The 21,574-nt window shown below is 58.5% G+C and carries 16 protein-coding genes; 6 read left to right on the top strand and 10 right to left on the bottom strand.

Going from position 1 to position 21,574, the window contains the following annotated elements; genetic code table 11:
- Positions 1 to 9: 9 nt before the first annotated feature.
- From AAEO81_RS04450 to AAEO81_RS04435, 4 genes are read left to right on the top strand one after another with little or no spacing between them, the layout of a single operon-like run.
- The gene (locus AAEO81_RS04450) at positions 10 to 1,713 is read left to right on the top strand and encodes a methyltransferase domain-containing protein (protein ID WP_341961901.1); all 1,704 of its coding nucleotides are present in this window, start codon (positions 10 to 12) and stop codon (positions 1,711 to 1,713) included.
- Between the two features lie 55 nt (positions 1,714 to 1,768).
- Positions 1,769 to 2,137 (top strand): GtrA family protein, encoded by a 369-nt coding sequence (locus tag AAEO81_RS04445; RefSeq protein ID WP_341961900.1) that lies wholly within the window; start codon positions 1,769 to 1,771, stop codon positions 2,135 to 2,137.
- A 57-nt stretch (positions 2,138 to 2,194) separates the two neighbouring features.
- Positions 2,195 to 4,150: a hypothetical protein gene (locus tag AAEO81_RS04440; RefSeq protein WP_341961899.1), complete on the top strand. Its 1,956-nt coding sequence runs from the start codon at positions 2,195 to 2,197 to the stop codon at positions 4,148 to 4,150.
- Positions 4,147 to 5,106 carry a glycosyltransferase family 2 protein gene (locus AAEO81_RS04435; RefSeq protein ID WP_341961898.1) on the top strand — a complete coding sequence of 320 codons (960 nt, stop codon included), beginning with the start codon at positions 4,147 to 4,149 and terminating at the stop codon, positions 5,104 to 5,106. The genes AAEO81_RS04440 and AAEO81_RS04435 overlap by 4 nt, the downstream gene beginning before the upstream one ends.
- 51 nt (positions 5,107 to 5,157) lie before the next feature.
- Here AAEO81_RS04435 and AAEO81_RS04430 read toward each other — a convergent pair whose 3' ends face one another.
- The 8 genes from AAEO81_RS04430 to lapG all read right to left on the bottom strand — a co-directional run bounded on the left by AAEO81_RS04430 (position 5,158) and on the right by lapG (position 16,007).
- Positions 5,158 to 6,324 carry a glycosyltransferase family 1 protein gene (locus tag AAEO81_RS04430; RefSeq protein ID WP_341961897.1) on the bottom strand — a complete coding sequence of 389 codons (1,167 nt, stop codon included), beginning with the start codon at positions 6,322 to 6,324 and terminating at the stop codon, positions 5,158 to 5,160.
- A complete protein-coding gene (locus AAEO81_RS04425) occupies positions 6,321 to 7,280 on the bottom strand; it encodes a GDP-mannose 4,6-dehydratase (protein WP_341961895.1) in 960 nt (319 codons plus the stop codon). Before AAEO81_RS04425 ends, AAEO81_RS04430 begins: the two co-directional genes overlap by 4 nt.
- Before the next feature lie 274 nt (positions 7,281 to 7,554).
- Positions 7,555 to 8,601 (bottom strand): GDP-mannose 4,6-dehydratase, encoded by a 1,047-nt coding sequence (gmd, locus tag AAEO81_RS04420; protein WP_341961893.1) that lies wholly within the window; start codon positions 8,599 to 8,601, stop codon positions 7,555 to 7,557.
- Positions 8,598 to 9,983 carry a TolC family outer membrane protein gene (locus AAEO81_RS04415; protein WP_341964460.1) on the bottom strand — a complete coding sequence of 462 codons (1,386 nt, stop codon included), beginning with the start codon at positions 9,981 to 9,983 and terminating at the stop codon, positions 8,598 to 8,600. Before AAEO81_RS04415 ends, gmd begins: the two co-directional genes overlap by 4 nt.
- Positions 9,984 to 10,006: 23 nt before the next feature.
- Positions 10,007 to 11,329 carry an HlyD family type I secretion periplasmic adaptor subunit gene (locus tag AAEO81_RS04410; protein ID WP_341961892.1) on the bottom strand — a complete coding sequence of 441 codons (1,323 nt, stop codon included), beginning with the start codon at positions 11,327 to 11,329 and terminating at the stop codon, positions 10,007 to 10,009.
- A 13-nt stretch (positions 11,330 to 11,342) separates the two neighbouring features.
- Positions 11,343 to 13,076: a type I secretion system permease/ATPase gene (locus AAEO81_RS04405; protein WP_341961890.1), complete on the bottom strand. Its 1,734-nt coding sequence runs from the start codon at positions 13,074 to 13,076 to the stop codon at positions 11,343 to 11,345.
- 313 nt (positions 13,077 to 13,389) lie between these two features.
- Positions 13,390 to 15,336: a cyclic di-GMP receptor LapD gene (gene lapD, locus AAEO81_RS04400; RefSeq protein ID WP_341961888.1), complete on the bottom strand. Its 1,947-nt coding sequence runs from the start codon at positions 15,334 to 15,336 to the stop codon at positions 13,390 to 13,392.
- 8 nt (positions 15,337 to 15,344) lie between these two features.
- Positions 15,345 to 16,007, bottom strand: a complete 663-nt coding sequence (gene lapG / locus AAEO81_RS04395) for a cysteine protease LapG (RefSeq protein ID WP_341964459.1) — start codon at positions 16,005 to 16,007, stop codon at positions 15,345 to 15,347.
- A gap of 306 nt (positions 16,008 to 16,313) precedes the next feature.
- Between lapG and AAEO81_RS04390 the strand changes: the two genes are divergently transcribed.
- Positions 16,314 to 17,753 (top strand): mannose-1-phosphate guanylyltransferase/mannose-6-phosphate isomerase, encoded by a 1,440-nt coding sequence (locus AAEO81_RS04390; RefSeq protein ID WP_341961886.1) that lies wholly within the window; start codon positions 16,314 to 16,316, stop codon positions 17,751 to 17,753.
- Between the two features lie 179 nt (positions 17,754 to 17,932).
- Entirely contained in the window at positions 17,933 to 19,054 is a 1,122-nt protein-coding gene (locus AAEO81_RS04385) for a glycosyltransferase family 4 protein (RefSeq protein ID WP_341961884.1), read from the top strand.
- A 174-nt stretch (positions 19,055 to 19,228) separates the two neighbouring features.
- Here AAEO81_RS04385 and AAEO81_RS04380 read toward each other — a convergent pair whose 3' ends face one another.
- Entirely contained in the window at positions 19,229 to 20,560 is a 1,332-nt protein-coding gene (locus tag AAEO81_RS04380; RefSeq protein ID WP_166597516.1) for a DEAD/DEAH box helicase, read from the bottom strand.
- 60 nt (positions 20,561 to 20,620) lie between these two features.
- On the bottom strand, positions 20,621 to 21,520 hold the full coding sequence (gene yedA, locus AAEO81_RS04375; protein WP_341961881.1) for a drug/metabolite exporter YedA: 900 nt from the start codon (positions 21,518 to 21,520) through the stop codon (positions 20,621 to 20,623).
- Between the last annotated feature and the right edge of the window lie 54 nt (positions 21,521 to 21,574).

Here is a 21,574-nt window from a genome sequence, read left to right as displayed (position 1 = left end):
GGATTAGTCATGAGTCAATCGCTCGCTGAATTGGTATCGGACCTGCCTGAGATCTATCAGGCCATTTTTGGTCACCCAGACATCGCTCAGGAAACGTCGCGCGCCTGTACTGATCGCCTCGACCACATCGCTGAAGTCTACGATGCACTCGCTGCGCAATTAGGCCGGCCTTTGCGCGTGCTGGACATGGGTTGCGCACAGGGTTTTTTCAGTCTGAGCCTGGCGGCACGCGGCGCGGAGGTGCACGGGGTGGACTTTCTCGACAAAAATATCTTTGTCTGCCAGGCCCTTGCCCATGAAAACCCGGCACTGAAAGCGACCTTCTCGGTGGGTCGGCTGGAAGAAACTGTCGCCGCGCTGCAACCTGAACAATATGACCTCATTCTTGGGCTGAGCGTGTTGCATCACGTGGTGCACGAACACGGCGTGCCACAGGTTCAAGACTGGCTGCGCCATGTCGCGCAGGTGAGCAAGGCGGCCGTGTTCGAACTGGCGCTGCGCGAAGAGCCGCTGTACTGGGGGCCGTCACAACCGGCGCATTACCTTGAGCTGTTGCAGGGCTACGGGTTTATTCACGAGCTTGGCTTGTTTGGCACGCACTTGTCCGGCATCGCACGCCCGTTGCTGGTTGCCAGTAATGAATACTGGGTTTCCGGCCCAGTGGCTGAGCGCATCGAACGCTGGTCGACCGAACCGCACAATCTGGCCAACGGCACGCATCAGGGCAGCCGCCGCTACTACTGGGCGGCCGGGGCTTTTGCCAAAGTGATTCGCTTCGACGGCGAGCGTGGCGAGGTCAACCGTGCCGAGTACGAGCGCGAGCTGGCCTTTTTGAGCCATCCGCCCAGTGGTTTCCAGGCGCCTGCTCTGCTGTCACACAGCCTAGGGGTTAACGAGGGAATGCTGGTCATGGAGCGCTTGGACGGGCAGTTGCTGCTTGACGCGATACAGCAGAACGAGCCGTTCGACACCGTGAACGTGCTGACCGAGGTGCTGCAGCAGTTGGCGGCCCTCGAAGCCGCCGGTTTGTATCATCAGGACGTTCGAACCTGGAACCTTATGCGGCTCGACAACGGCAAGACACAACTGATCGATTTCGGCAGCATCGCACCGCAGGCGCGCGACTGCGTCTGGCCGGACGATATTTTCCTGGCCTTTTTGATCCTCGTGCATGAGCTGTCGAACCGTCGCGTCGATGACCCGTCGTCACTACGCGCTGTATCCATCAGCCCCTATGCACTGGACGAGCCTCTGCGCAGTTGGGCAGTGAGTTTCTGGAACACCCCGCTGGCGCAGTGGACGTTCAAAGGATTGCTCGATGCACTGTTGCAAGGGCCTGCACATGAGGCGCCCTCGACAGACGTCTACCCCGCCGATGTCTGGGCCACGTCGATGGAACAGGTCATCCAGGCGCAAAAGCTGCACATGGCTTATCTGGAAGAAGGCATCACTAACGGCCGGGTCTATCAGTTGCAGGCAGAGGACAAGATTCGCCGCCTGGAAGAATGGTCGGTGCTCATCAACGAACAACTGCCCGTGCTGTATCAACACAGTGAGCAGATTTCGGTACTCGATGGGCGTCTTCAGCAATTGGAAATGCGCCTTCAGCAGAAACAGGATGAATTGGCTGCGCTGTACCTGAGTTCGTCGTGGAAACTAACCAAGCCGTTGCGCTGGGCCAGCCGCAAGCTGGCTCGCCTGATCAGAAAATAAAGAGTCGACGGGGCGGTCACACGCCGACTCGATGCGTGCATTTGGAGTAATGGGAGTGGGAACGACTTTTTTTCGCTACGTCAGTGTGGGGGTCGTCAATACCCTCATTCATTGGGGCGTATTCGCGCTGGCGTTTTACCTGATGGGCGCAAGCCAGGCGCTGGCCAACGTCCTGGGCTTCGGGGTTGCCGTCACGTTCAGTTTCTTCGCGAACGCCCGATTCACCTTCAGCGCTGACGCCACTGCCGCGCGCTATGTGTTGTACGTCGTATTCATGGGTGCTCTGGCGGCCACCTTCGGCTTTCTGGCCGAGCACTGGGCACTTCCACCTATCGTTACACTGGTCGTGTTTTCGGCGGTCAGTCTAGTGTGCGGCTTCATCTATGCCCGATTTATCGTATTCAGCAGTAAAGGAGAACCTTGATTGAAAGGGATGGATCAAACACACAGCACACCTTGGTATCAGCAGCCCATGGGGCGGTTGACCGCCGTGGTCATGGTGGTGGCCGCCGCGCTGGCAACGGTTTTTGTGTACCTTCGCGGCCAGGACCTGAACTGGGACCTGCTCAATTACCACTACTACACCGGCTATGCGTTGCTGACCGGGCGGTACGCTCACGACATCGCCGCATCCGGCATGCAGTCGTTTCTGCACCCCGCCACCAACGTGTTCGCGTACCTGTCGTTGCGCTACCTACCATTCCCTTTTAGCGCCTGGAGCACGCTGCTGGTTCAGTTGGCCAGCCTGCCTGCCATCGCGCTGATCGCCAAAGAGGTCGGTCGCAGCCTGGGGTATGTAAAACCGTCCCTGTCCCAGGTGCTGGCGGTGGTACTGTGCCTGCTTTCCCCGCTGTGGTGGAGCGAACTGGGCACCTCGTTTTTCTCTTCCTGGATCGCCCCTGTGCTCCTGTGGGGGGTGTACCTGCTGGTCCGTTGCTTCGACGCCCCGCTGATCCAGTCCAGAAGCCTGTTCATGGCTGGCGTCTTATTGGGCTTCGCCACCGGGCTTAAGCTCACCAACGCACCGTTTGCCGTGGCCGCCGCGTGCACCCTGCCCTTGCTCCATCGTGGCGATATCCGAGCATCGCTGCGCATGGCGCTGGTGTTCATTATTGGGGGTGTTTTCGGTGCGTTGCTGACTGCCTGGTGGTACGGCTACTTGTGGCTGGAATGGCAAAGCCCATTGTTTCCGCTGTACAACACAATCTTCAAGTCGCCTTTCTATGACTTGAAGGACTACAGGGACATGCGCTGGAAGTTCTTCGAATTCAGCGAGTTCTGGGATTACCTGTATCAGTCCGCCGTGGGCACCGTGAAAACCTCGGAAGTTCGCTTCGCCGATGCCCGCATCCTGTTGATCAGTGTGCTGTTGCCGTTCGCAATCCTGCGAAGGCCCGCTACGAAACACGGTAGATCAAGCAGTGCGTTGCTGATTTTCGTGGGCGTGAGCTTCATCCTGTGGGCGCGGTTGTTCGCCTATCAGCGCTACCTCATTCCCGTAGAGCTTGTATTAGGGGTGTTCGCCTGGGTGCTGATTGCAAGAATATTCGCCCGTGAATCCCTGCGAGTTGCCGCATTGGCGTCGTTAGTAGTGGTGAGCGCGGTGTTGCTGAAAGTGCCCGATTGGGGCCATGCAAAGGCCGAGAACGGCTCCCGCAACCCTTTTTCCATCGCGATACCGGAACAACTGAGAACAACGCCCGCGCGCTATTTGGTGATGGGTGCGCCAATCGGCTATGTATTACCTTATTTGAACGCCGACAGCGTGTTCTACGGGCTTAATTTTTCCAGACAGAGTGAGCGGCTGATTGCTCAGAAGCTTCGTGAACCGTCCCCTCTGCCCCTGCGCGTCTTGGCGGAAGATAAAGACCTGCCCGGCATCTGGCGCAGTCTGGCGCGATTCGCCATTACCAGCGAAACGCATTCGTTCAATTGCACCTACCTGACAACCGTGGTCTCTCAATATTCATCCTGCGAATTGGTGCCCGGCGGACACACCACGCTTGCGGACCACGGGGAGATCATCAACGCAGCTTTTGGTACTGCCGATATCGCGCAGAAGAACGGCGTGCTTTGGGAGGAGGGATTCAGTTATCAAGAATCGTGGGGCCGTTGGAGCGACGGACGGGTTTCCGTTCTGGGGTTCCAGGCCTGTTTGCCTCAAGGCCGCCTGAGAGTTTCGATCACCGCCCGCGCCTTCGGAGAAAACATCGGGCACCCCGTCCAGTTTGTGCTGGGAGGCGAGCAACAGACCGCGATCTTCGACGACTCATTCAGTAATACGTCCCTGTACTTCACCAACACGCAAGAATGCGCCAACTCGCTGACCATGCGATTCCCGGCGCCAGTGATTTTTAAACGACCAGAGCCTGGTGTCGACCCGAGATATCTCGGCCTGGGGTTCACCCGGATACAAATAATCAAGGAACCACAATGAGTGTGACCGCAATCATCCTGCCGGCTTATAACGAAGAATTGACGGTCGGCGCCACCCTAGAGGACTTTCACAACGCGTTGCCGTCCGCCGCTATCTGGGTGGTGAATAACCGCTCCAGCGACGCCACGCAGCAACGCGCGGAAGAAACGCTGCAACGGCTTGGCTGCAAGGGTGGCGTGATCAACGAATCGCGCCCCGGCAAAGGCAATGCAGTACGTCGGGCGCTGTTGGATATCGATGCCGATATCTACGTGCTCGCGGACGCAGACCTGACCTACCCGGCATCCGACATTCATGCGCTGCTCAAGCCTGTGGTCAGCGGCGAAGCTGACATGGTGGTGGGTGACCGCCACAGCCACGGGAAATACGCAGAAGAAAACAAACGCCCGCTGCACGGCTTCGGCAATCGCCTGGTGCGCAACCTGGTGAATGGCTTATTTGGAGCGAATCTGGCCGATATCATGAGCGGGTACCGAGTGTTCAATCGTCGCTTCGTCAAAAGCTACCCGATCCTTGTCGAAGGCTTTGAGATTGAGACCGACATGACGCTGCACGCGCTGGACAAGCGTTTGCGTATCGTCGAGGTGCCTTGCGACTATCGGGACCGTCCCACCGGCAGCTTTTCCAAGCTCAACACGGTGAAAGACGGCATACGCGTGCTCAGTACGATCTGGAACATCCTGCGTTATTACCGACCCCTCTGGTTTTTTGGCGGCGCGGCCCTGCTGGTTGCGCTGCTGGGTTTGCTGACAGCCCTTCCGGTCGCAGCCGACTGGATCAGAGAGCAGTACATCCACCACGTTCCGTTGGCCATATTGGCTACCGGGCTTGAACTAGTCGCCGTAGTATTGGCGTCCATCGGGTTGATCCTGGACTCCATTACGCAACAGGACCGTCGCCGATTCGAGCTAGAGCTGCTGAAAATGAAACACCCCGGCCCCAGCGATATCAACTGACGGCGCGTGCCGGTCACTCCAAGATCACCGGCACACCCAAAACGCGGCTATTCAAACGCCAAACAGGCGATATACGCCCATCGTCTGCCGCGCACATTTTTCCCAGGAAAACGTCTGCGCACGGGTGATGCCGGCCACTGACATCGAGGCTCTGAGGATGTCGTCTTCAAGCAAGGACTGCATGTGGTCGATCAGTTGGTCCACATCACCTGCCCGAATGTGCAAAGCGTGCTCACCGGTGATCTCCGACATGGATGTGTCGCCAGTACAAATGACCGGAACACCCGATTTCATCGCCTCCAGTACTGGCAGCCCAAACCCTTCGTAATAGGAGGGGTACACAAACGTGCCGGCGCCGGCGTACAAGGACGGCAAATCGCTGGCCGGGACGAAGCTCAGATGCCGCAAGCCCTCGTTGCGCAGCGCGTCGATCTGGGCTTGCAAGCTTTTATTACCCCAACCCGGCGCACCTGCCAACACAAGCGGAAAGGCCTTTTTCAAGTGCGAAGGCAGGTTGGCCCACCCCTTCATTAAGACGTCCACTCCTTTGCGGGGCTCCAGCGTGCCCACAAAGAGAAGGTATTGACCATGGACCAGCGAATAGCGGCTTAGCACCTCGTGAGTCTGGGCAGCGGTCTGCGGGGCGTAGTGATCGGCAGCCCCCAAATGAATCGCCCGGACCTTTTGTTCCTGCAGCTGATAGCGCTCAATCAACTCTCTGCGGACCTGCTCAGAGTCGGTGATGATCATGTCCGCTCGCGCCAGCGTGTCCGGCATTTTGGCATTCAACCAGGCAACACGCTTGGAGGGATGGTGTTGGGGATAACTGATAAAGGACAGATCGTGGATCGTCGAAATGGCCGGCCCTTTATGGCGCTTCAAAATGAAGTTGGGCTCGTGGTAGACGAAATCGCTGAACTGCCTGGACCTCATCTGCAACAACGTATTGCGCATGGCTTCGCGCGCGCGGTACGCCAGGATCGAGTTGCGAAGTGCAGCCATGACAGGGCCGTTTTTGCTTCCACTCACCATGTCAGGCGGGACGTCCGTTTCAGCTTTCTCCAGCGAAGTTTTTGCTTCGCTGAAGTAATGCCCGGAGAAGCACTTGATGGCTTCGAACTCCCCCGAAGCGATGAATTGCTTCAGCAGGTTTAGGGTGTAGATACCGATGCCCGTCATGGGCGGTGCCAGCGATTCTGTATTGATCAGTAACTTCATTGCGCCATGTTCACCTGGTAGCGCCAGTACGCAAGGATGTTAGCCAGCGTCTGCTCCAGCTCGATATCTGGGGCCCAGCCGGTGATTTGCCGAATGAGCGAATTTTCACCGGTGGCGCTGGGTATATCGGATGGCCGCATACGGTCAGGGTCCTGAACGACTTCGACTGAACAGGAACTCAATCCGACCAACGTGTCGAGGATCTGTTGAATCCTGCGCGGGCGGCCGCTGCAGATATTCAAGCATCGCGGGTAACTTGTGCCTTGGCTGGACAGTTCGAGCAGGCTCAAATAGGCATCGCACACATCCTGCACGTCAAGGAAGTCGCGTTCGGCCTCCAGGTTACCGACGTGCAGCACCGGCGGTTGTTTGTCGGCTTCGATCAGCGCGATCTGGCGGGCAAAAGAGGCGGTGACGAAATCAGCGGACTGTTGAGCACCGATGTGATTGAACGGCCTTACGATCACGCCTGGCTGGCCCTGCCGGAAATACTCATTGAAGGCTGTTTCTGCCGCCAGCTTGCTGGCCGCGTATGGGTTGAGCGGCAGGCAGGCGGCGTCCTCTCGCAGGGCGATGCCTTGCTTGAACGCTGCGCCGTAGACTTCCGATGAGCTGACAAACATCACGAATGCTTCAGGTGCGGCCTGACGCATTGCCTGCAAAAGGTTCACGCTGCCCATGACGTTCGTTTGCCATGTCAGTTGCGGGTCTTTGAAGCTAGTAGGCACATGGGTGATTGCAGCCAAGTGCACGACGTGAGTGGGTGCGGCGTCGGCGACTGCGCGAGTCAGCGCATCGGAGTCACGAATATCGCAGCGCAGTGTCTGGTCTGCATGAGCAGGCGATTCGGCGCTGGAACTGACAATCGCAACGACGTGATGCCCGGACGCTTGCAACGTCCTGCACAACACCTGTCCTACAAAACCGTTTGCGCCTGTAACGAGAATGCGTTGCATGGTCCCGGCTTCCTTATTTGCTGTGGCCCAGGCGGGCAAGTCTATCAGGCCAGAGCGCCCCAGCCGAACACTGGATACCGTGCCTGCCGCAAGGATGCGCTTGCTAGAAACAGGGGTTTAGAGAAGAGCGCCACTTGCCGCCTGCAATTGGAGGCCGTTCATCCGGGCAGCAGAAAAGGTGGCGTCGAAGGAGTCGATCAACAGATCAGGTAATGGCGGGCCATGCAAAGAGCCTGCTTTCACACACTCTTTGCATTCGAGTCGCAGCGCTGTATCAGAACGACTTACCGGTTTTCACACGCTCAAGATCGCTCTTGACCATCAGGTCACACAGCTGTTCCAGCGTGGTCTTGGCTTCCCAGCCCAGTACGCGCTTGGCTTTTTCCGGGTCGCCAATCAGCAGTTCGACTTCGGCTGGACGGTAGAACTTAGGGTTGACCTGAATGACGGTCTTGCCGGTCTTGGTGTCGATGCCGTGTTCGTTGTCAGCGCTGCCTTTCCATTCCAGCTCGATGTCCACGGCCTTGAACGCCATGGACACGAAGTCACGGACAGTCTCGGTGCGGTTGGTGGCCAGAACGAAGGTGTCCGGCTCGTCGGCTTGCAGCATGCGCCACATACCTTCGACGTATTCCTTGGCGAAACCCCAGTCGCGCTTGGCGTCCATGTTGCCCAGCTCAAGCACGTCCTGCTGGCCCAGCGAAATACGGGCAACCGCGTCGGTGATCTTGCGGGTCACGAACTCTTTACCGCGCAGTGGCGATTCATGGTTGAACAGGATGCCGCTGGAACCGAAGATCCCGTAGGACTCACGGTAGTTGATGGTCATCCAGTGAGCGTAGAGTTTGGCGACGCCGTACGGGCTGCGCGGGTAGAAATCGGTGGCTTCGGTCTGAGGGACCTGTTGCACCTTGCCGAACATCTCGGAGGTCGAGGCCTGATAGAAGCGGATCTTCGGGTTAATGATGCGGATCGCTTCCAGCAGGTTCACCGCGCCGATGCCGGTGATTTCTGCGGTGGTAACCGGTTGCTCGAAGGACACGCCTACGAAGCTCTGGGCTGCCAGGTTGTAGATCTCGGAAGGCTCAGCCTTCTGCAGCAGGCGAATGCTTGCGCCCAGGTCAGTCAGATCGTGCTCGACCAGCTCCAGATTCGGGTGGTTCAACGCGCCGACTTCTTCCAGACGCCAAAAGTTGACCGAACTCGTACGGCGGTAGGTGCCGTAGACCTTGTAGCCTTTTTCGAGAAGCAATTGGGTGAGGTAGGCGCCGTCCTGACCGGTAACGCCTGTGATAATCACTGATTTGTTGGGTGCATTCATTGCTTCATGTTCCGCTGTGGGACAGAGTCCGTTTTACTGTTGTTACTCAACCAGATGTTGACGCTATCCACGCTTTCCTCGGAAAGCTTGCCAGCCCAACGATTGAGAATGAACAGATTCGTGATGAAGTCGTATTGGGTCTTGAGCAGGTCGCGACGAGCCTTGAACTCGTTCTGCGTCGCAGTCAACACATCCACGGCATTCACCACCCCGTAAGAAAACGCCTTGTCTGCCGCGATGCTGGACTGCTCGGCAGAGCTCAGGGCGTTCCGGTTGGCGCGTATTTTTTCGACACTGGAGTCCGCGGTCAAGTAAGCGTTCGTCGTTTCCTTGACGACTTGCCGACGTGTCGCCTCCATTTGTTCCTCCGCAGTAATCTGGTCCTGATACAGACCACGAACACGCGCAGAGGTTGAACCACCACTATAGATCGGAATTTGCACATTGACGCCCGCGACATAGCTATCGGTTCTTGGCGCCAATGCGTTGTTGTAACCTTCGTTGGTATTTTGCGCGCTGAGGTTCAGGCTGACGGTTGGATAATGCCCGCCCTTGCCCCCGCGCAGCGCGGCCTCTGCGGCTTCGACAGCGTGTTGGCTCGCCAGAATCTGCGGGTTATTGACGGTCGCCAACTGCACCCAACTGTCGAGGGTTTCAGCCGAAACTTTCAACTCGACGTCGTCACGCACGCGGCTCAAACGCTCGGTCACCGGGCGGCCGATGATTTCCGAGAGCGCCGCACGGGTCACGCGAACCTGATTGCGCGCGTCCACTTCCTGCGCCGTCAACGAGTCGACCCGCGCCTGAATGTCGAGCTTGTCGGTAATCATTGCCAGTTGTTTCGCGTACAGCGCATTGACCCGATCGAGGTTCTTTTGCGTGGCGCGCAATTCGGCCTGCACCAATTCCAGTTCGTCGTCCGCTGCCAACGCCGCGAAATAACGCTGCGCGAGATCTACGGTGGCTTCTGCCTGAGCTTCCTTGGATTCCTCGCCCGCTTGCTTGGCCAGGCTCTTGAACTTCTCGTAGTTTTCCCAGGCCGCCTTGTTGTAAATGTGCTGGCTGAGCTGGAGCGCGTAGTTTTCGCTGCTGTACGACTGAGTGATCAGCTCGTTTTCCTGGTGAATGCGGTTCTTGCCCGCACTGATACTCACCTGCGGTAGCAGCCCGCCGAATGCTTCGCGCTGCTGTTCCTTGCTCGATTGGGCGCGGGAATATGAAGCGAGGACCCGAGGGTCCTCCAGACGCGATTCACGATAAAGCTGCATCAGGTCAGCGGAATAGGTCTTCGCGCTGATGCTGGTCGCCGGGGGCTTGGGTTTCGAGGGTTCGGCTGTTTTCGGCTCAGCGGCCTGGACTTGCAGCGCCAGCATTCCCAACATCAGACATGGAAACAGACGCACAGTCACTCCTCGATCAACGATTGCGAGATGGCGTTACGCGCCGGCTGCAAGAGGTATTGCAACATGGTCCGCTCGCCGGTTTTGACCAGTACGTCGGCAGGCATACCCACCAACAGCTTGCGATCACCCAGTTTGTGCGCACCGGCTTCGGTCACTTTGACGCGGGCCAGGTAGTATGGCTGACCTGTTTTCTCGTTGGTCAGGCGGTCCCCCGAGACGGCTGTGACGATGCCTTCGATCACAGGCGTGGTCGCGCTGTTAAAAGCACTGAAACGAATGTCGGCCAGTTTGTCGATGCCAACGCGGTTGATGTCTTGCGGCGGAATCTGAGCCTCCACCACCAGATCGGACACCGAAGGCACGATGTCCAGCAGAGGCGTGGCCTGACGCACGACGCCACCGATGGTGTGAACGGTCATGCCGATGACCATGCCGTCATCCGGCGCACGAATAATGATTCGAGTCAGACGATCAGCCAGCGCAGCGGTCTTCTCTTGCAGGTCATAGGCTTTGGTCTGCACTTCAGCCAGTTGCTTGGCGACGTCAGAGTTGAAGTCTTTGTTGATCTGCAAGATCTGTAATTGAGTTTCGTTGATCTGCAAACGGGTCTTGGTGATGGTCGAGCGGTGATCCGCGACTTCCGATTTCAGCATATCCAGCTTGCGTTGCTGCTCGAGCATGCGCTGCTTGTCGACGAAGCCTTGGGACAGCAGGTCTTTCAGGTCGCCAATCTCGCCGGTGTATGAGCCTTCGAGGTTGTTCTTGGTGCCGATCATGTCTTCGGTACCTTTGATCTGCTGATTCAGCTGACCAATGCGCTCCTGTAAGACCGAGATTTGACCGAGACGCGCGCCACGACGGGCGTTGAATACCTGGGTTTCGCCGGCACGCGCTTCGACACCCCGTGGGGTATCGGCTTCTGCCATGGAGCCGAAGTCGATGGACGGCAGGTTATCGCGCTCGGCGATCAGACGCGCTTCCATCGCCTTGGCCGCGATCAACTGGTTGTGGTTCATGTCGTACTCGGCGCGCAATTGCGCGTCATCGAGCACAATCAACGGATCGCCCGCCTTGACGATGTCACCGTCATGCACCAGCACGTCCTTAACGATGCCGCCTTCCAAGTGCTGAACCGTCTTGCGGTAAGCCTGTACGGTCACGACGCCCGGCGCGTAAACGGCGCCGTCGATTGGGGCAAAACCTGCCCACACACCGAAGATGCCGAAGGTCACCAGCAAAATGCCGAAACCCAGACGGCGTGTCTTGGTGTCCGATACGGGTAAATCCGAGAAGTTATCGGGTTGGATACTGAGCGTGCGGGTCATCGATATCTTCCTGTCAGGCGCGAGCGGTCGCGCCTGTGCCTACCTGGGCTTTCTGTTGAGCGGCGATCTGTTGCTTGTTCAACTCTTCCATCACTTGGTCGCGCGGGCCGTACATGCTGATGCCACCGGCGCTCATGACGAGCAGGCGATCAAGCTGGGACAGAATCGTCGTACGGTGCGTGATCACGAAGATTGTTGCGCCGGTCTGCTTCAGTTCCTGAATGGCGGTGGCCAGCGCACGCTCGCCCACTTCGTCGAGGTTGGAGTTGGGCTCGTCGAGCAGGATCAGCCGCGGCGAACCGTAGATCGCACGGGCCAGACCTACGCGCTGGCGTTGACCGCCCGACAGGTTGACGCCGTCGCCGCCGATGACCGTGTCGTAGCCTTCCGGCAGTTGCAGGATCATCTCGTGGACGCCCGCCGTTTTCGCGGCCTTGACCACCAGTTCAGGATCAACGTCGGCAAAACGCGCGATGTTCTCGCTGATGCTGCCTTCGAACAGTTCGATGTCCTGAGGCAGATAGCCCAAATGCGGACCCAGTTCGTGCTTGTCCCAATTGGCAATGTCGGCGCCATCGAGACGGACCACACCATGCTGCGGCGCCCAGACGCCCATCAGCGCTCGGGCCAAAGTAGATTTGCCGGACGCGCTCGGACCGATAATGCCCACCACCGCGCCCGCAGGTACGGCGAAGCTGATGCCACGAATGATCGGGGATTTCGAGCCCGGCGCACCGACGATAAGGTTATCGACCAGAATGTTGCCCTGCGGAACCGGCAGCGACATGCGCTCTGGCTCGGCCTTCTGTTTGTCGAGGATGTCGTTCAGGCGGTCGTACTGGGAGCGGGCGGCGATGAAGCCTTTCCAGCTGCCGATGATCAGGTCGATAGGCGCCAGTGCACGACCCAAAAGCACGGAACCGGCGATTACGAGGCCAGGGCTGATTTCGTGGTTCACCGCCAGGTACGCACCCAGGCCCAAAATCAAGGACTGGATCAGCATGCGGAAGGTCTTGGAAATGGAGCTGATGATGCCGCCCCGGTCGCTGGCATAGGATTGCAGCAACAGGACGTTGCGCTGACGGCGGCTCCAACGCTCGATGAGCGTGTTGAGCATGCCCATTGATTCGATGACTTCGGCGTTGCGCAGGTTTTTGGTGGTATACAGCGTCGCGGAGATGTTCTCTTTGTTTGCCTGACCCAGCGCCTTACCGGTAAAGCGCTCGTTGAAGTACGCCAGAATCAGCAGGACGATGGCGCTGCCAATCGCAACCCAGCCGTACCAGGGGTGAAACAGGAACATTACGGCCACATAAATAGGCAGCCAAGGAGCATCGAAGAACGCAAACAGGCCGTTACCCGTCAGGAATTGACGCAGGCCGGTCAGATCGTTGAGCGACTGGGCAGAAGCATCCATACCGCCACTTTCCAGGGCGCGTTTGAAGCTGGCTTTGTAGACGTCGCGGCTGAGCAACACATCAAGACGCGTACTGACACGAACCATAATCCGCGAGCGAATCCACTCAAGCGAACCCATGGTGATGACGAGGACGGTCATGATCAGGGTGAGTACCGACAGCGTCGTGAGGTTACCACTGGTCACGACCCGACCGTAGACCTGAAGCATATAGAAAGTGGGAACCAGCATGAGCGCATTGACGAACAAGCTGAAAAAGCCGACCGAGATGAAACTGCTCCTGCAAGATTTCAGAGCAGCCTGCAAGCTGTTTTCATGTGTGCTGCGCATATTTGACTACTGCCGCTATGGGTATCAGGAAAAGCGCGCGAGTGTAACATCGCCACTACCACTGATAAATGAAAAGGTTGTTAATCACGTAGGCCCTAAGAGGTTGAGCTGTAGGACGTTTCGTTGACGCTTTTCAGATCGCGTCCGTGAGCAGAAATTCATGTAGGATTTCGACCGCTGAGCGCGACGCTAGTAAGCAAAGGATTTTTAAGCGATTTCAGGGATCCAATCCATGTCACTGCCAAAAGAATGTCACTTTTCATTTTTTTGGGCGCCTTGGCGAGGGCAAGGGATCTTCAAACGACAAACGGTATTACTTCCAAGGCGCCGGATCACCAAACAACTGCCCCTGCACCCCTTCGATCCCCATCTCGGCAATCACCAAATGCTCGCCCTCAGTCTCGACCCGCTCGGCGATCAAGGGCAGGTCGATGCTGTGCGCCGCCCGCTGCACGGCTTCTATAAAGAGGCGTTTGTGGCTTTCTTCGTCGATGGCGCGGATGTAGCTGCCATCAATCTTCAAATACGCCAACCCAAGGTGCGCCAGGTTACCGATCATGCTGAAGCGGCCACCAAAGCGCTGCAGCGCCAACGTGAAGCCAGCGGCCTGCAAGCGACGAGTGAGTTTTTCAAGCACCGCCTGTTCAGGCAGTTGCTCCTCACCAATCTCGATGGTCAGCCGCCCCGCCAGTTTTGGATGCTGACGCAGCGCGTCAAACACTTGGTTCAGCGCCGCAGGGTCACTCAACGTCGCGGCAGACAGGTTCAGCGCCAATGACTGGTCGTGGGTCTGAAGGTGCTTGAGCACTTGGTGCAGCATCAGCAAGTCCAACCGGCTCGACCAGCCGAACCGCTCGATCCACGGCAGGAAACGCCCCGCCGGAACAGCTTCGTCCTGCTCATTCACCAACCGCGACAACGCCTTGTAATGCAGCACCTTCGTGATATCACGCGTGCCGACCACCGGCTGGAAGAACAGCTCGAAGCCACCATGAGTCAACGCATGATCCAGCACACGATGCCACGTGTGCTGATCATCACCGCTAGGCGCGACTTCGCCATTCTCGACGTAACTCCAGGTTTGCTCGCCTTGGGTTTCGGCCTGTGCCAGTGCCTGATCCGCCAACCCCAGCAACGTCAGCGGCGCCTCGCCAGGAACATAGGGCGCCAACCCCATGTGCGCGACAGGCGACACGTCGGACGCCCCGGTGGCTTCGAGTGTTTTGAGCGCCAATTCCAGATCGTGAACCAGCGCCAGCGCCTCTTCACGGGCCATGCCCGGCGCCAGCACCGCGAACTCACCGCCCCGCGAACGGCTGATGAGGTTCCGGATTTTCGGATATTTCTCACAGCGCGAAAGCAACAACTGTGCGACCGCGATCAGCAGGGCGTCGGTGCGCTTGCCGCCCAGGCGCAGGTTCAGACCCGCAAGGTCCTGGACACGCAACAGCAGCAGATGGCCCGCCCGGTGTTCTTCCTGATTGCTGACATGGGCCTTGAGCTGCATGTCGAAGTACCGCCGGTTCGACAAACCCGTCAGGCTGTCCTGATAAGACTCAACGCGCAGTTTCTCGCTGCGCTCCGAGCTTTCCTTGAACAGTGCCTTGAGTTTATCGACCATCTGGTTCATCGCCTGCACCACCCGACGCAGCTCAGGCGTGCGCGGCAGGTCTGGAAGCGTCAAAAACTCGCGACGGGCAATCGCCTGGGATTGCGCAACCATGTAATCCAGCGGTTTGAGTTGACGACGCAGCAGCAGCGCCCCAAGCAATGCGCTAACGATGCCGCACAACACCAGCCAGCCGAGACTGCCCAACGCGCTCTGCCACAGCTTGGCCAATGCGAACATTGGATGGCTCACCACCTCGACTCGCGCGGTCTGTTGCCAGCCGCGACTCACGATCCCCTCGCCGCCTCCCGGTGCCAAGCCGATGGCGTTGATAAACCATTGCGGCACGCCTTGATTGTCAGGCTCCGCGCTGCGCTCGACGATCACGGCATTGGTCGCCAGGTCCACCACGCGAATACTGGCGTAGTAGCCGCTGTCGAAAATCGACGTCACCATCAACTCAACCATCGCCGGGTCGTCGATGTTGGCAGTCAGCGACAGCGCCAACGACGTCGCGGCGTCTTGCGCGTGAGACTGCAGCTGATTGACGTACTGCGCCCGCGAGCTTTCCAGGCTGACGACAAAACTGCCCGCAAACGCGACAACCAGAAACAGACAGATAGCGATCAACAGCTGTTTGAACAGAGACATCAGTACTCCTAATTCTCAGGCTCGGTCGGGAAGCCTTCGGCGGCCATTTTCTTCAACACGTCCTGCCAACGCGACAGGCGCTTGGTATCGCCCACTTTCTTGTTGCCCTGCGCACCCGGCAGCCACAGCCCTCCGGCATTGAAGGCGTAAACCGGCAACAGGTCCGTCCGTTCGCTGGCGGGTTTGATTTCGTTGATGAGGCTGTCGAGCACCAGCGGCATCGCATTGGGGCTCGAATAATAGGTCAGCACCATGTGCGCACGGTTGAGGCGCAACGCCTTGACGTAGGTGATCAGCAATTTCTCGCTTGGAACGCCCAGCCGACGCAGACTGAAATATTTGGCGATGGCGTAGTCTTCACAGTCGCCCGCGCCCTTCCACAGCGACTCGATGGGCGTGGACCAGTAATCGACCTCATGCCACAGGTCGATGTCTTCTTCGTAACGCATCTGTTTATTGAAGAACTGATTCACCACCGTCAGCTTGTCCATCTCGCTGACCTGCTTCTCGGTCGCCAGCAGATTCTGCCAAGCGTCGATCCGTTGCTTGCCAGCCCCTAACGGACCGTACAGCGCTTCGGCTCTTCTGCTGATCAGCGCGAAATCCCAATCAGCCGTCAGATAGCTCGTACACGCCGTGCACGCCAGTGCAAGCGCCAAAAGCCACCACAACCCTGGGCGCTTATGAGCTGAACGTACTGCCAATTCGTTGAGTCCATCAGGCAAACAGATAACCGGAAAGCGATGGTGAGGGGTCGTGGGAGGAAAGGCAATGGCATGATGAGATCGCAGGTCCGTCCCGGCACCGGATGGCAGGACCGAAACAGCAGCACATTGTCCAATTGATCTTCTGAAACATTTTATCTACGCGTATGATCGTCGCCGGAAACTTCACGTTTTCGACGATATGAAACTTAATCATTTGGATGCGTCTGCCCTCGCTATGCCACCCGAAAGCACTATCAGGACTCTAAAACCATGGGATTGATACCCGTAATTTTGTCTGGCGGCGTTGGTAGCCGGTTGTGGCCCGTTTCGCGCGAGGCCCATCCCAAACCTTTCATGACCCTGCCTGACGGACAGAACCTGATTCAGAAAACCTTTTTGCGTGCTGCGGCGCTGGACAGTGTTTCGGAAGTACTGACAGTCACTAACCGCGAACTCCTCTTCAAGACAGAAGACGAGTACCGGACCGTGAATACCAGCGGCGTCGCTCAGAGCTACATTCTTGAGCCTTTCGGCCGCAATACCGCCGCCGCCGTCGCCTTGGCCGCCCTGCAACTCAAAGAAGCCCACGGCTCCGAGGCGCACATGCTGGTCCTGGCCGCCGACCACCTGATCCAGAACGAAGCAGCATTCGCGCAAGCAGTCGCCAAAGCCGTGCAGCTGTCGGAAAAAGGCTTTCTGGTCACCTTCGGCATCAAGCCTCAGTACCCTGAAACCGGCTTTGGTTACATCGAAGCGGGCGCGCCGATCGACTCGAACGGCGGCCTGCAGGTCGCCCGGTTCGTCGAGAAACCGGACTTGGCCACGGCCGAGTCCTATCTGGCGGCGGGCAACTACTTCTGGAACTCCGGCATGTTCTGCTTCCAGGTGGGCACCGTGCTGGAAGAGTTCGCCAAGCATGCACCGGACGTACTCAGCGCCGTTGCGGTTGCCATGGAGCGTTCGCGTCTGACCCAGGCCGATCGCTATCGCTGCCTGGCGCTGGACCCGACCTCGTTCGGCGACGTGCCGGACATTTCCATCGACTACGCGCTGATGGAGCGTTCCGACAAGGTCGTGACCGTTGCGTGCGACATCGGCTGGAGCGATATCGGTTCGTGGAACGCTGTCAGTGAGCTGACACCGGAAGACGAAAACGGCAACCGCTTCGAAGGTGAAGTGCTGTCTCACGGCGCGAAGAACAACTACGTCAACAGCGAAGATCGCCTCACCGCGCTGGTCGGCGTTCAAGATTTGCTGGTCGTCGACACCCCCGATGCGCTGATGATCGCGCATAAAGACCACGCGCAGGACGTCAAGAACATCGTCGGCCAACTCAAGAAAGCCGGCCACACCCTGCACCTCCTGCACCGCACCGTGCACCGCCCGTGGGGCACGTACACCACGCTGGAAAACGGTGAGCGCTTCAAGATCAAGCGCATCGTGGTCAAGCCCAAGGCATCGCTGTCCTTGCAAATGCACCATCACCGCAGCGAACACTGGATCGTTGTGAGCGGCATGGCTGTGATCGTCAACGATGACCAGGAACTGATGCTCAACACCAACGAATCGACGTTCATCCGCGCCGGTCACAAACACCGCCTGAGCAACCCTGGTGTCATCGATCTGGTGCTGATCGAAGTGCAGAGCGGCGATTATCTGGGCGAAGACGACATCGTGCGTTTCGAAGACGTCTACGGTCGCGCCAACTGATCGGATGCGGTCTGCCTTTCTCTGACCGCGCAGCCGGTTGCCTCTCTGTCACGAGCGCAACCGGCTCTCCCATCTTCAATCGAAGCCTTCTTTCTGCCTGTCAGTGAAAAGCGTTCTTCGATGCCGGCTCTCGCGCACGACACCGGCCACGCACCTGCATTCGTACGTTCGGAACAACAATGATCAAAGTTCTACACTTCTTCAAAACCTACTACCCGGAAACACCGGGCGGCGGGATCGAGCAAGTCATTTTTCAGCTGGCGCAAGGCAGTGCGGTCTACGGCATCGAGCCGCAAGTGCTGTACCTCAGCGCGAACGGCTCGGCTCGCAATCAGACCGTGGGCAATCACATTACCCATCGCTCGAAACAGGATTTCCATGTTGCTTCGACAGGCTTTTCGCTGTCCGGGATTCAGGATTTCAAAGCATTGGCGGCTCAGGCAGACGTCGTGCATTACCACTTTCCATGGCCCTATATGGACGTAGCGCACTTCGCGACACGGATGAAGAAGCCCTCGTTGGTGAGCTATCACTCGGACATCGTCAAACAGAAAACCCTGCTCAAGCTGTATTCGCCGCTGATGAATCGCTTTCTCGGGAGCGTTGACCGGATTGTGGCGTCGTCCCCGAATTACGCCGCCAGCAGTGAGGTGCTGACCCGCTTCAAAGACAAGGTCGAGATCATTCCGTATGGCCTGGACCGCGCGACCTACCAGGCGCCCTCGCCCTCCAGACTCGCGCATTGGAAACAGCAATTGGGCGAGCGTTTCTTCCTGTTCGTAGGCGCACTGCGCTACTACAAGGGCCTCGACTTCCTGCTCGAAGCGGCACATCAGACGAAGCTGCCCGTCGTGATCATGGGCGGCGGGTATGAAGAGCAGCAGTTAAAAGCAAAGGCCGCTGCGCTTGGGCTGAGCAACGTGACCTTCCTGGGCGGACTGGGTGACGAGGACAAAAACGCACTGCTCGCGCTGTGCGAAGCGTTCGTCTTCCCGTCTCACCTGCGTTCGGAGTCGTTTGGCATTTCGCTGCTGGAAGGCGCGATGTACGGCAAGCCGATGATTTCCTGCGAAATGGGCAGCGGTACGACGTTCATCAACATCGCCAATGAAACCGGGCTGGTCGTCCCGCCCCGTGACTCGAATGCGTTGGCAGCGGCCATGAACACCCTGTGGCATGACCGGGAACTGGCCAGCCGCATGGGCGCCAAGGCGGCTCAACGTTATGAGGAAGTGTTCACGGCGGAGAAGATGGTGCGGTCTTATGCGGCGCTGTATCAGGAAGTCCTGAACGCGCATTGAGTGATTGCCTGCGACCGCTATGGTCCGGCAACACACTGAAGCTGTGGGAGCGAATTCATTCGCGAAAGATGCAACAGGCGACAGAGAGGTATCAGTTGCACGCCCTCTTCGCGAATAAATTCGCTCCCACAGATACAACTGCGCCAGCCCCCAGAATAGAGGCGTCTTCCCGGATCAGGGTTTGCGCTTCCTCGGACCGGTATTGAAGACCGGCACCTTTCGCACGGGCTTTGCAGCGGGCACGTCGGCAGCCACTTCGCCGCTATCGACCCATTTGCCCAGATTGCGCTTGCTGCCACTGACTTTTGGTTTCTTCGGCTTCTTCGGCTTTTTCAGGATCTGCCCGGTGGCATCCGTCGCGGGAACGCGGTGTTCAGGAATAAAATCCGGCTCTTCGCGGCGTTGCAGGGTCTGGCGCGTCAGCACTTCAATGGCGCTGAGCAGCTCGACTTCGTCCGCGCACACCAGCGAAATCGCTTCCCCCGTCTGCCCGGCACGCCCCGTGCGACCGATGCGGTGCACGTAATCCTCCGCGACGATCGGCAGGTCGAGGTTAACCACAGTCGGTAGATCATCGATGTCGAGACCGCGAGCCGCCACATCAGTGGCCACCAGAATCTGCACTTCCCCCGCTTTGAAACGATCCAGCGCCCGCTGACGGGTCGCCTGCGGCTTGTCGCCATGAATGCCGTCGGCGTTGATGCTCAGGCCCTGCAGGCGATCCACCAACTGGTCCACACCGACGCGGGTCTTGGCGAATACCAGCACCTGACTCCAGCGCTGCTTTTTCAACAGATGAATGAACAGCTCGCTCTTGCGCTTCTTGTCGACCGTCACCACCCACTGCTTGACCGACGAAGCCGCAACGTTGCGCGGGCTGACCTCAATGCTCAGCGGGTTATCGAGCATCTGCCCCGCCAGCGCGCGGATCGAATCGGAGAACGTCGCGGAAAACAGCAACGTCTGGCGACGCTTCGGCAGCGCGGCGTAGATATCGCGCAGCTCTTCCGAAAAGCCCAGGTCGAGCATGCGATCGGCTTCGTCGAGGATCAGCGTCTGAACCTGAGAAAACTTCACTGCATTTTGACGGTACAAATCGAGCAAACGACCCGGCGTGGCCACCAGCACATCGACACCGCGACGCAACTTCATCATTTGCGGATTAATGCTCACGCCGCCATAAACCGCATAGGTGGCCAGCGGAAGGTGTTCCCCATATTGGCGAATCGCTTCATGCACCTGCTCTGCCAGCTCGCGAGTCGGCACCAGCACCAATGCCCGCACCGAGTTGGCCGCCACTTTCGGGCCTTCCATTGTCAGACGTTGCAACAACGGCAGAGCGAAACCTGCGGTCTTGCCAGTGCCGGTCTGCGCGGCCGCCATCAGATCACGGCCCTCCAACACGGGAGGAATAGCCTTGGCCTGAACAGGAGTAGGCGTCTGGTAGCCAAGCGCATCAAGCGCGCGCAGCAGGGGTTCGATCAGGCCGAGAGAAGCGAATGTCATGGGATTACCGTTGGAAAAAAGTCAGCGCATTAGGGCTGTGAAGAGCCAATGGCGCGCAGTTTAACCTGCTTGCACCGGACTCTGCTTGCGCCACTGCGGCAACCCGATCAGCACCACGGCGCTGATGATCACGGCCATGGCTGCGGATTCAGCCGGGCCGATGTGTTCGTCGGCGAACAGGACGCCGAGCATGACGGCGACGGCCGGGTTGACGTAGGCGTAGCTCGTCGCGGCAGCGGGACGGACGTTTTTCAGGAGGTACATGTACGAGCTGAACGCGACGATGGAGCCGAACACCACCAAGTAGGCCATGACCAGCCAGCCGGACAGGCCGGGGGATTGGGTCATTCGCTCGCCGCTGACGTAGCTGCCGATCAGCATCATGGCTCCGGCGACGAGCATTTCACAGGCGCTGGCCATGGGGCCAGCGGGCAGTGGTAGGTAGCGGCTCCACACGGAGCCGAATGACCATGTGGCTGCCGCGAAAATGACCAGTGCCGCGCCCATGGGGCTGGCTTGCAGGTTGGAGCCGAGGTTGAGCAGTGCTATGCCGATCAGCCCGAGCACGATCCCCGCCCATTCCAACCGGGTGTTGCGATGACCCCAGATCAGCCCGAACAACAGGGTGAACAGCGGCACTACGGCGACCGCCAACGCCGCCACCCCCGACGCAACGCCCGCATGTTCGGCCAGGGTCACGGCGCCATTGCCACAGGCAAGCAGCAGAAAACCGATCATTCCTGCGGCTTTCCATTGCTTCCACGTGGGCATCGGCGCGCCGCGCAGGCGCATGAATGCGAACAGAATCGAGCCAGCAATGGTGAAGCGAACACCTGCCATCATCAAGGGTGGCCAGGTTTCAATCCCGATACGGATAGCGAGGTAGGTCGAGCCCCAGATCACGTACAGCGCGAAGAAGGCCCCGATGAGCAGCAAGGGAAAGCGGCGAGAAGCAGGCATGAAAGGCTCAACTTTTATTCTGAGTGTTGGTCCTGCGGGGAAGACAGTCACTCG

Source organism: Pseudomonas sp. RC10, assembly GCF_038397775.1.
In the GTDB taxonomy this organism is placed as follows: Bacteria; Pseudomonadota; Gammaproteobacteria; order Pseudomonadales; family Pseudomonadaceae; genus Aquipseudomonas; species Aquipseudomonas bambusae.
The sequence above is the reverse complement of the archived record's forward strand: the minus strand, read 5'-3'. Positions and strand labels throughout refer to the sequence as shown.

Bases quoted from the DNA above. Each gene is read 5' to 3' on its own strand.
- AAEO81_RS04450 (WP_341961901.1), top strand. From the start codon at position 10: ATGAGTCAATCGCTCGCTGAATTGGTATCGGACCTGCCTGAGATCTAT.
- AAEO81_RS04385 (WP_341961884.1), top strand. From the start codon at position 17,933: ATGATCAAAGTTCTACACTTCTTCAAAACCTACTACCCGGAAACACCG.
- AAEO81_RS04415 (WP_341964460.1), bottom strand. From the start codon at position 9,983: ATGTTGGGAATGCTGGCGCTGCAAGTCCAGGCCGCTGAGCCGAAAACA.
- AAEO81_RS04425 (WP_341961895.1), bottom strand. From the start codon at position 7,280: ATGCAACGCATTCTCGTTACAGGCGCAAACGGTTTTGTAGGACAGGTG.
- AAEO81_RS04430 (WP_341961897.1), bottom strand. From the start codon at position 6,324: ATGAAGTTACTGATCAATACAGAATCGCTGGCACCGCCCATGACGGGC.
- gmd (WP_341961893.1), bottom strand. From the start codon at position 8,601: ATGAATGCACCCAACAAATCAGTGATTATCACAGGCGTTACCGGTCAG.
- AAEO81_RS04405 (WP_341961890.1), bottom strand. From the start codon at position 13,076: ATGCGCAGCACACATGAAAACAGCTTGCAGGCTGCTCTGAAATCTTGC.
- AAEO81_RS04435 (WP_341961898.1), top strand. From the start codon at position 4,147: ATGAGTGTGACCGCAATCATCCTGCCGGCTTATAACGAAGAATTGACG.
- AAEO81_RS04410 (WP_341961892.1), bottom strand. From the start codon at position 11,329: ATGACCCGCACGCTCAGTATCCAACCCGATAACTTCTCGGATTTACCC.
- lapD (WP_341961888.1), bottom strand. From the start codon at position 15,336: ATGTCTCTGTTCAAACAGCTGTTGATCGCTATCTGTCTGTTTCTGGTT.
- yedA (WP_341961881.1), bottom strand. From the start codon at position 21,520: ATGCCTGCTTCTCGCCGCTTTCCCTTGCTGCTCATCGGGGCCTTCTTC.
- AAEO81_RS04390 (WP_341961886.1), top strand. From the start codon at position 16,314: ATGGGATTGATACCCGTAATTTTGTCTGGCGGCGTTGGTAGCCGGTTG.
- AAEO81_RS04380 (WP_166597516.1), bottom strand. From the start codon at position 20,560: ATGACATTCGCTTCTCTCGGCCTGATCGAACCCCTGCTGCGCGCGCTT.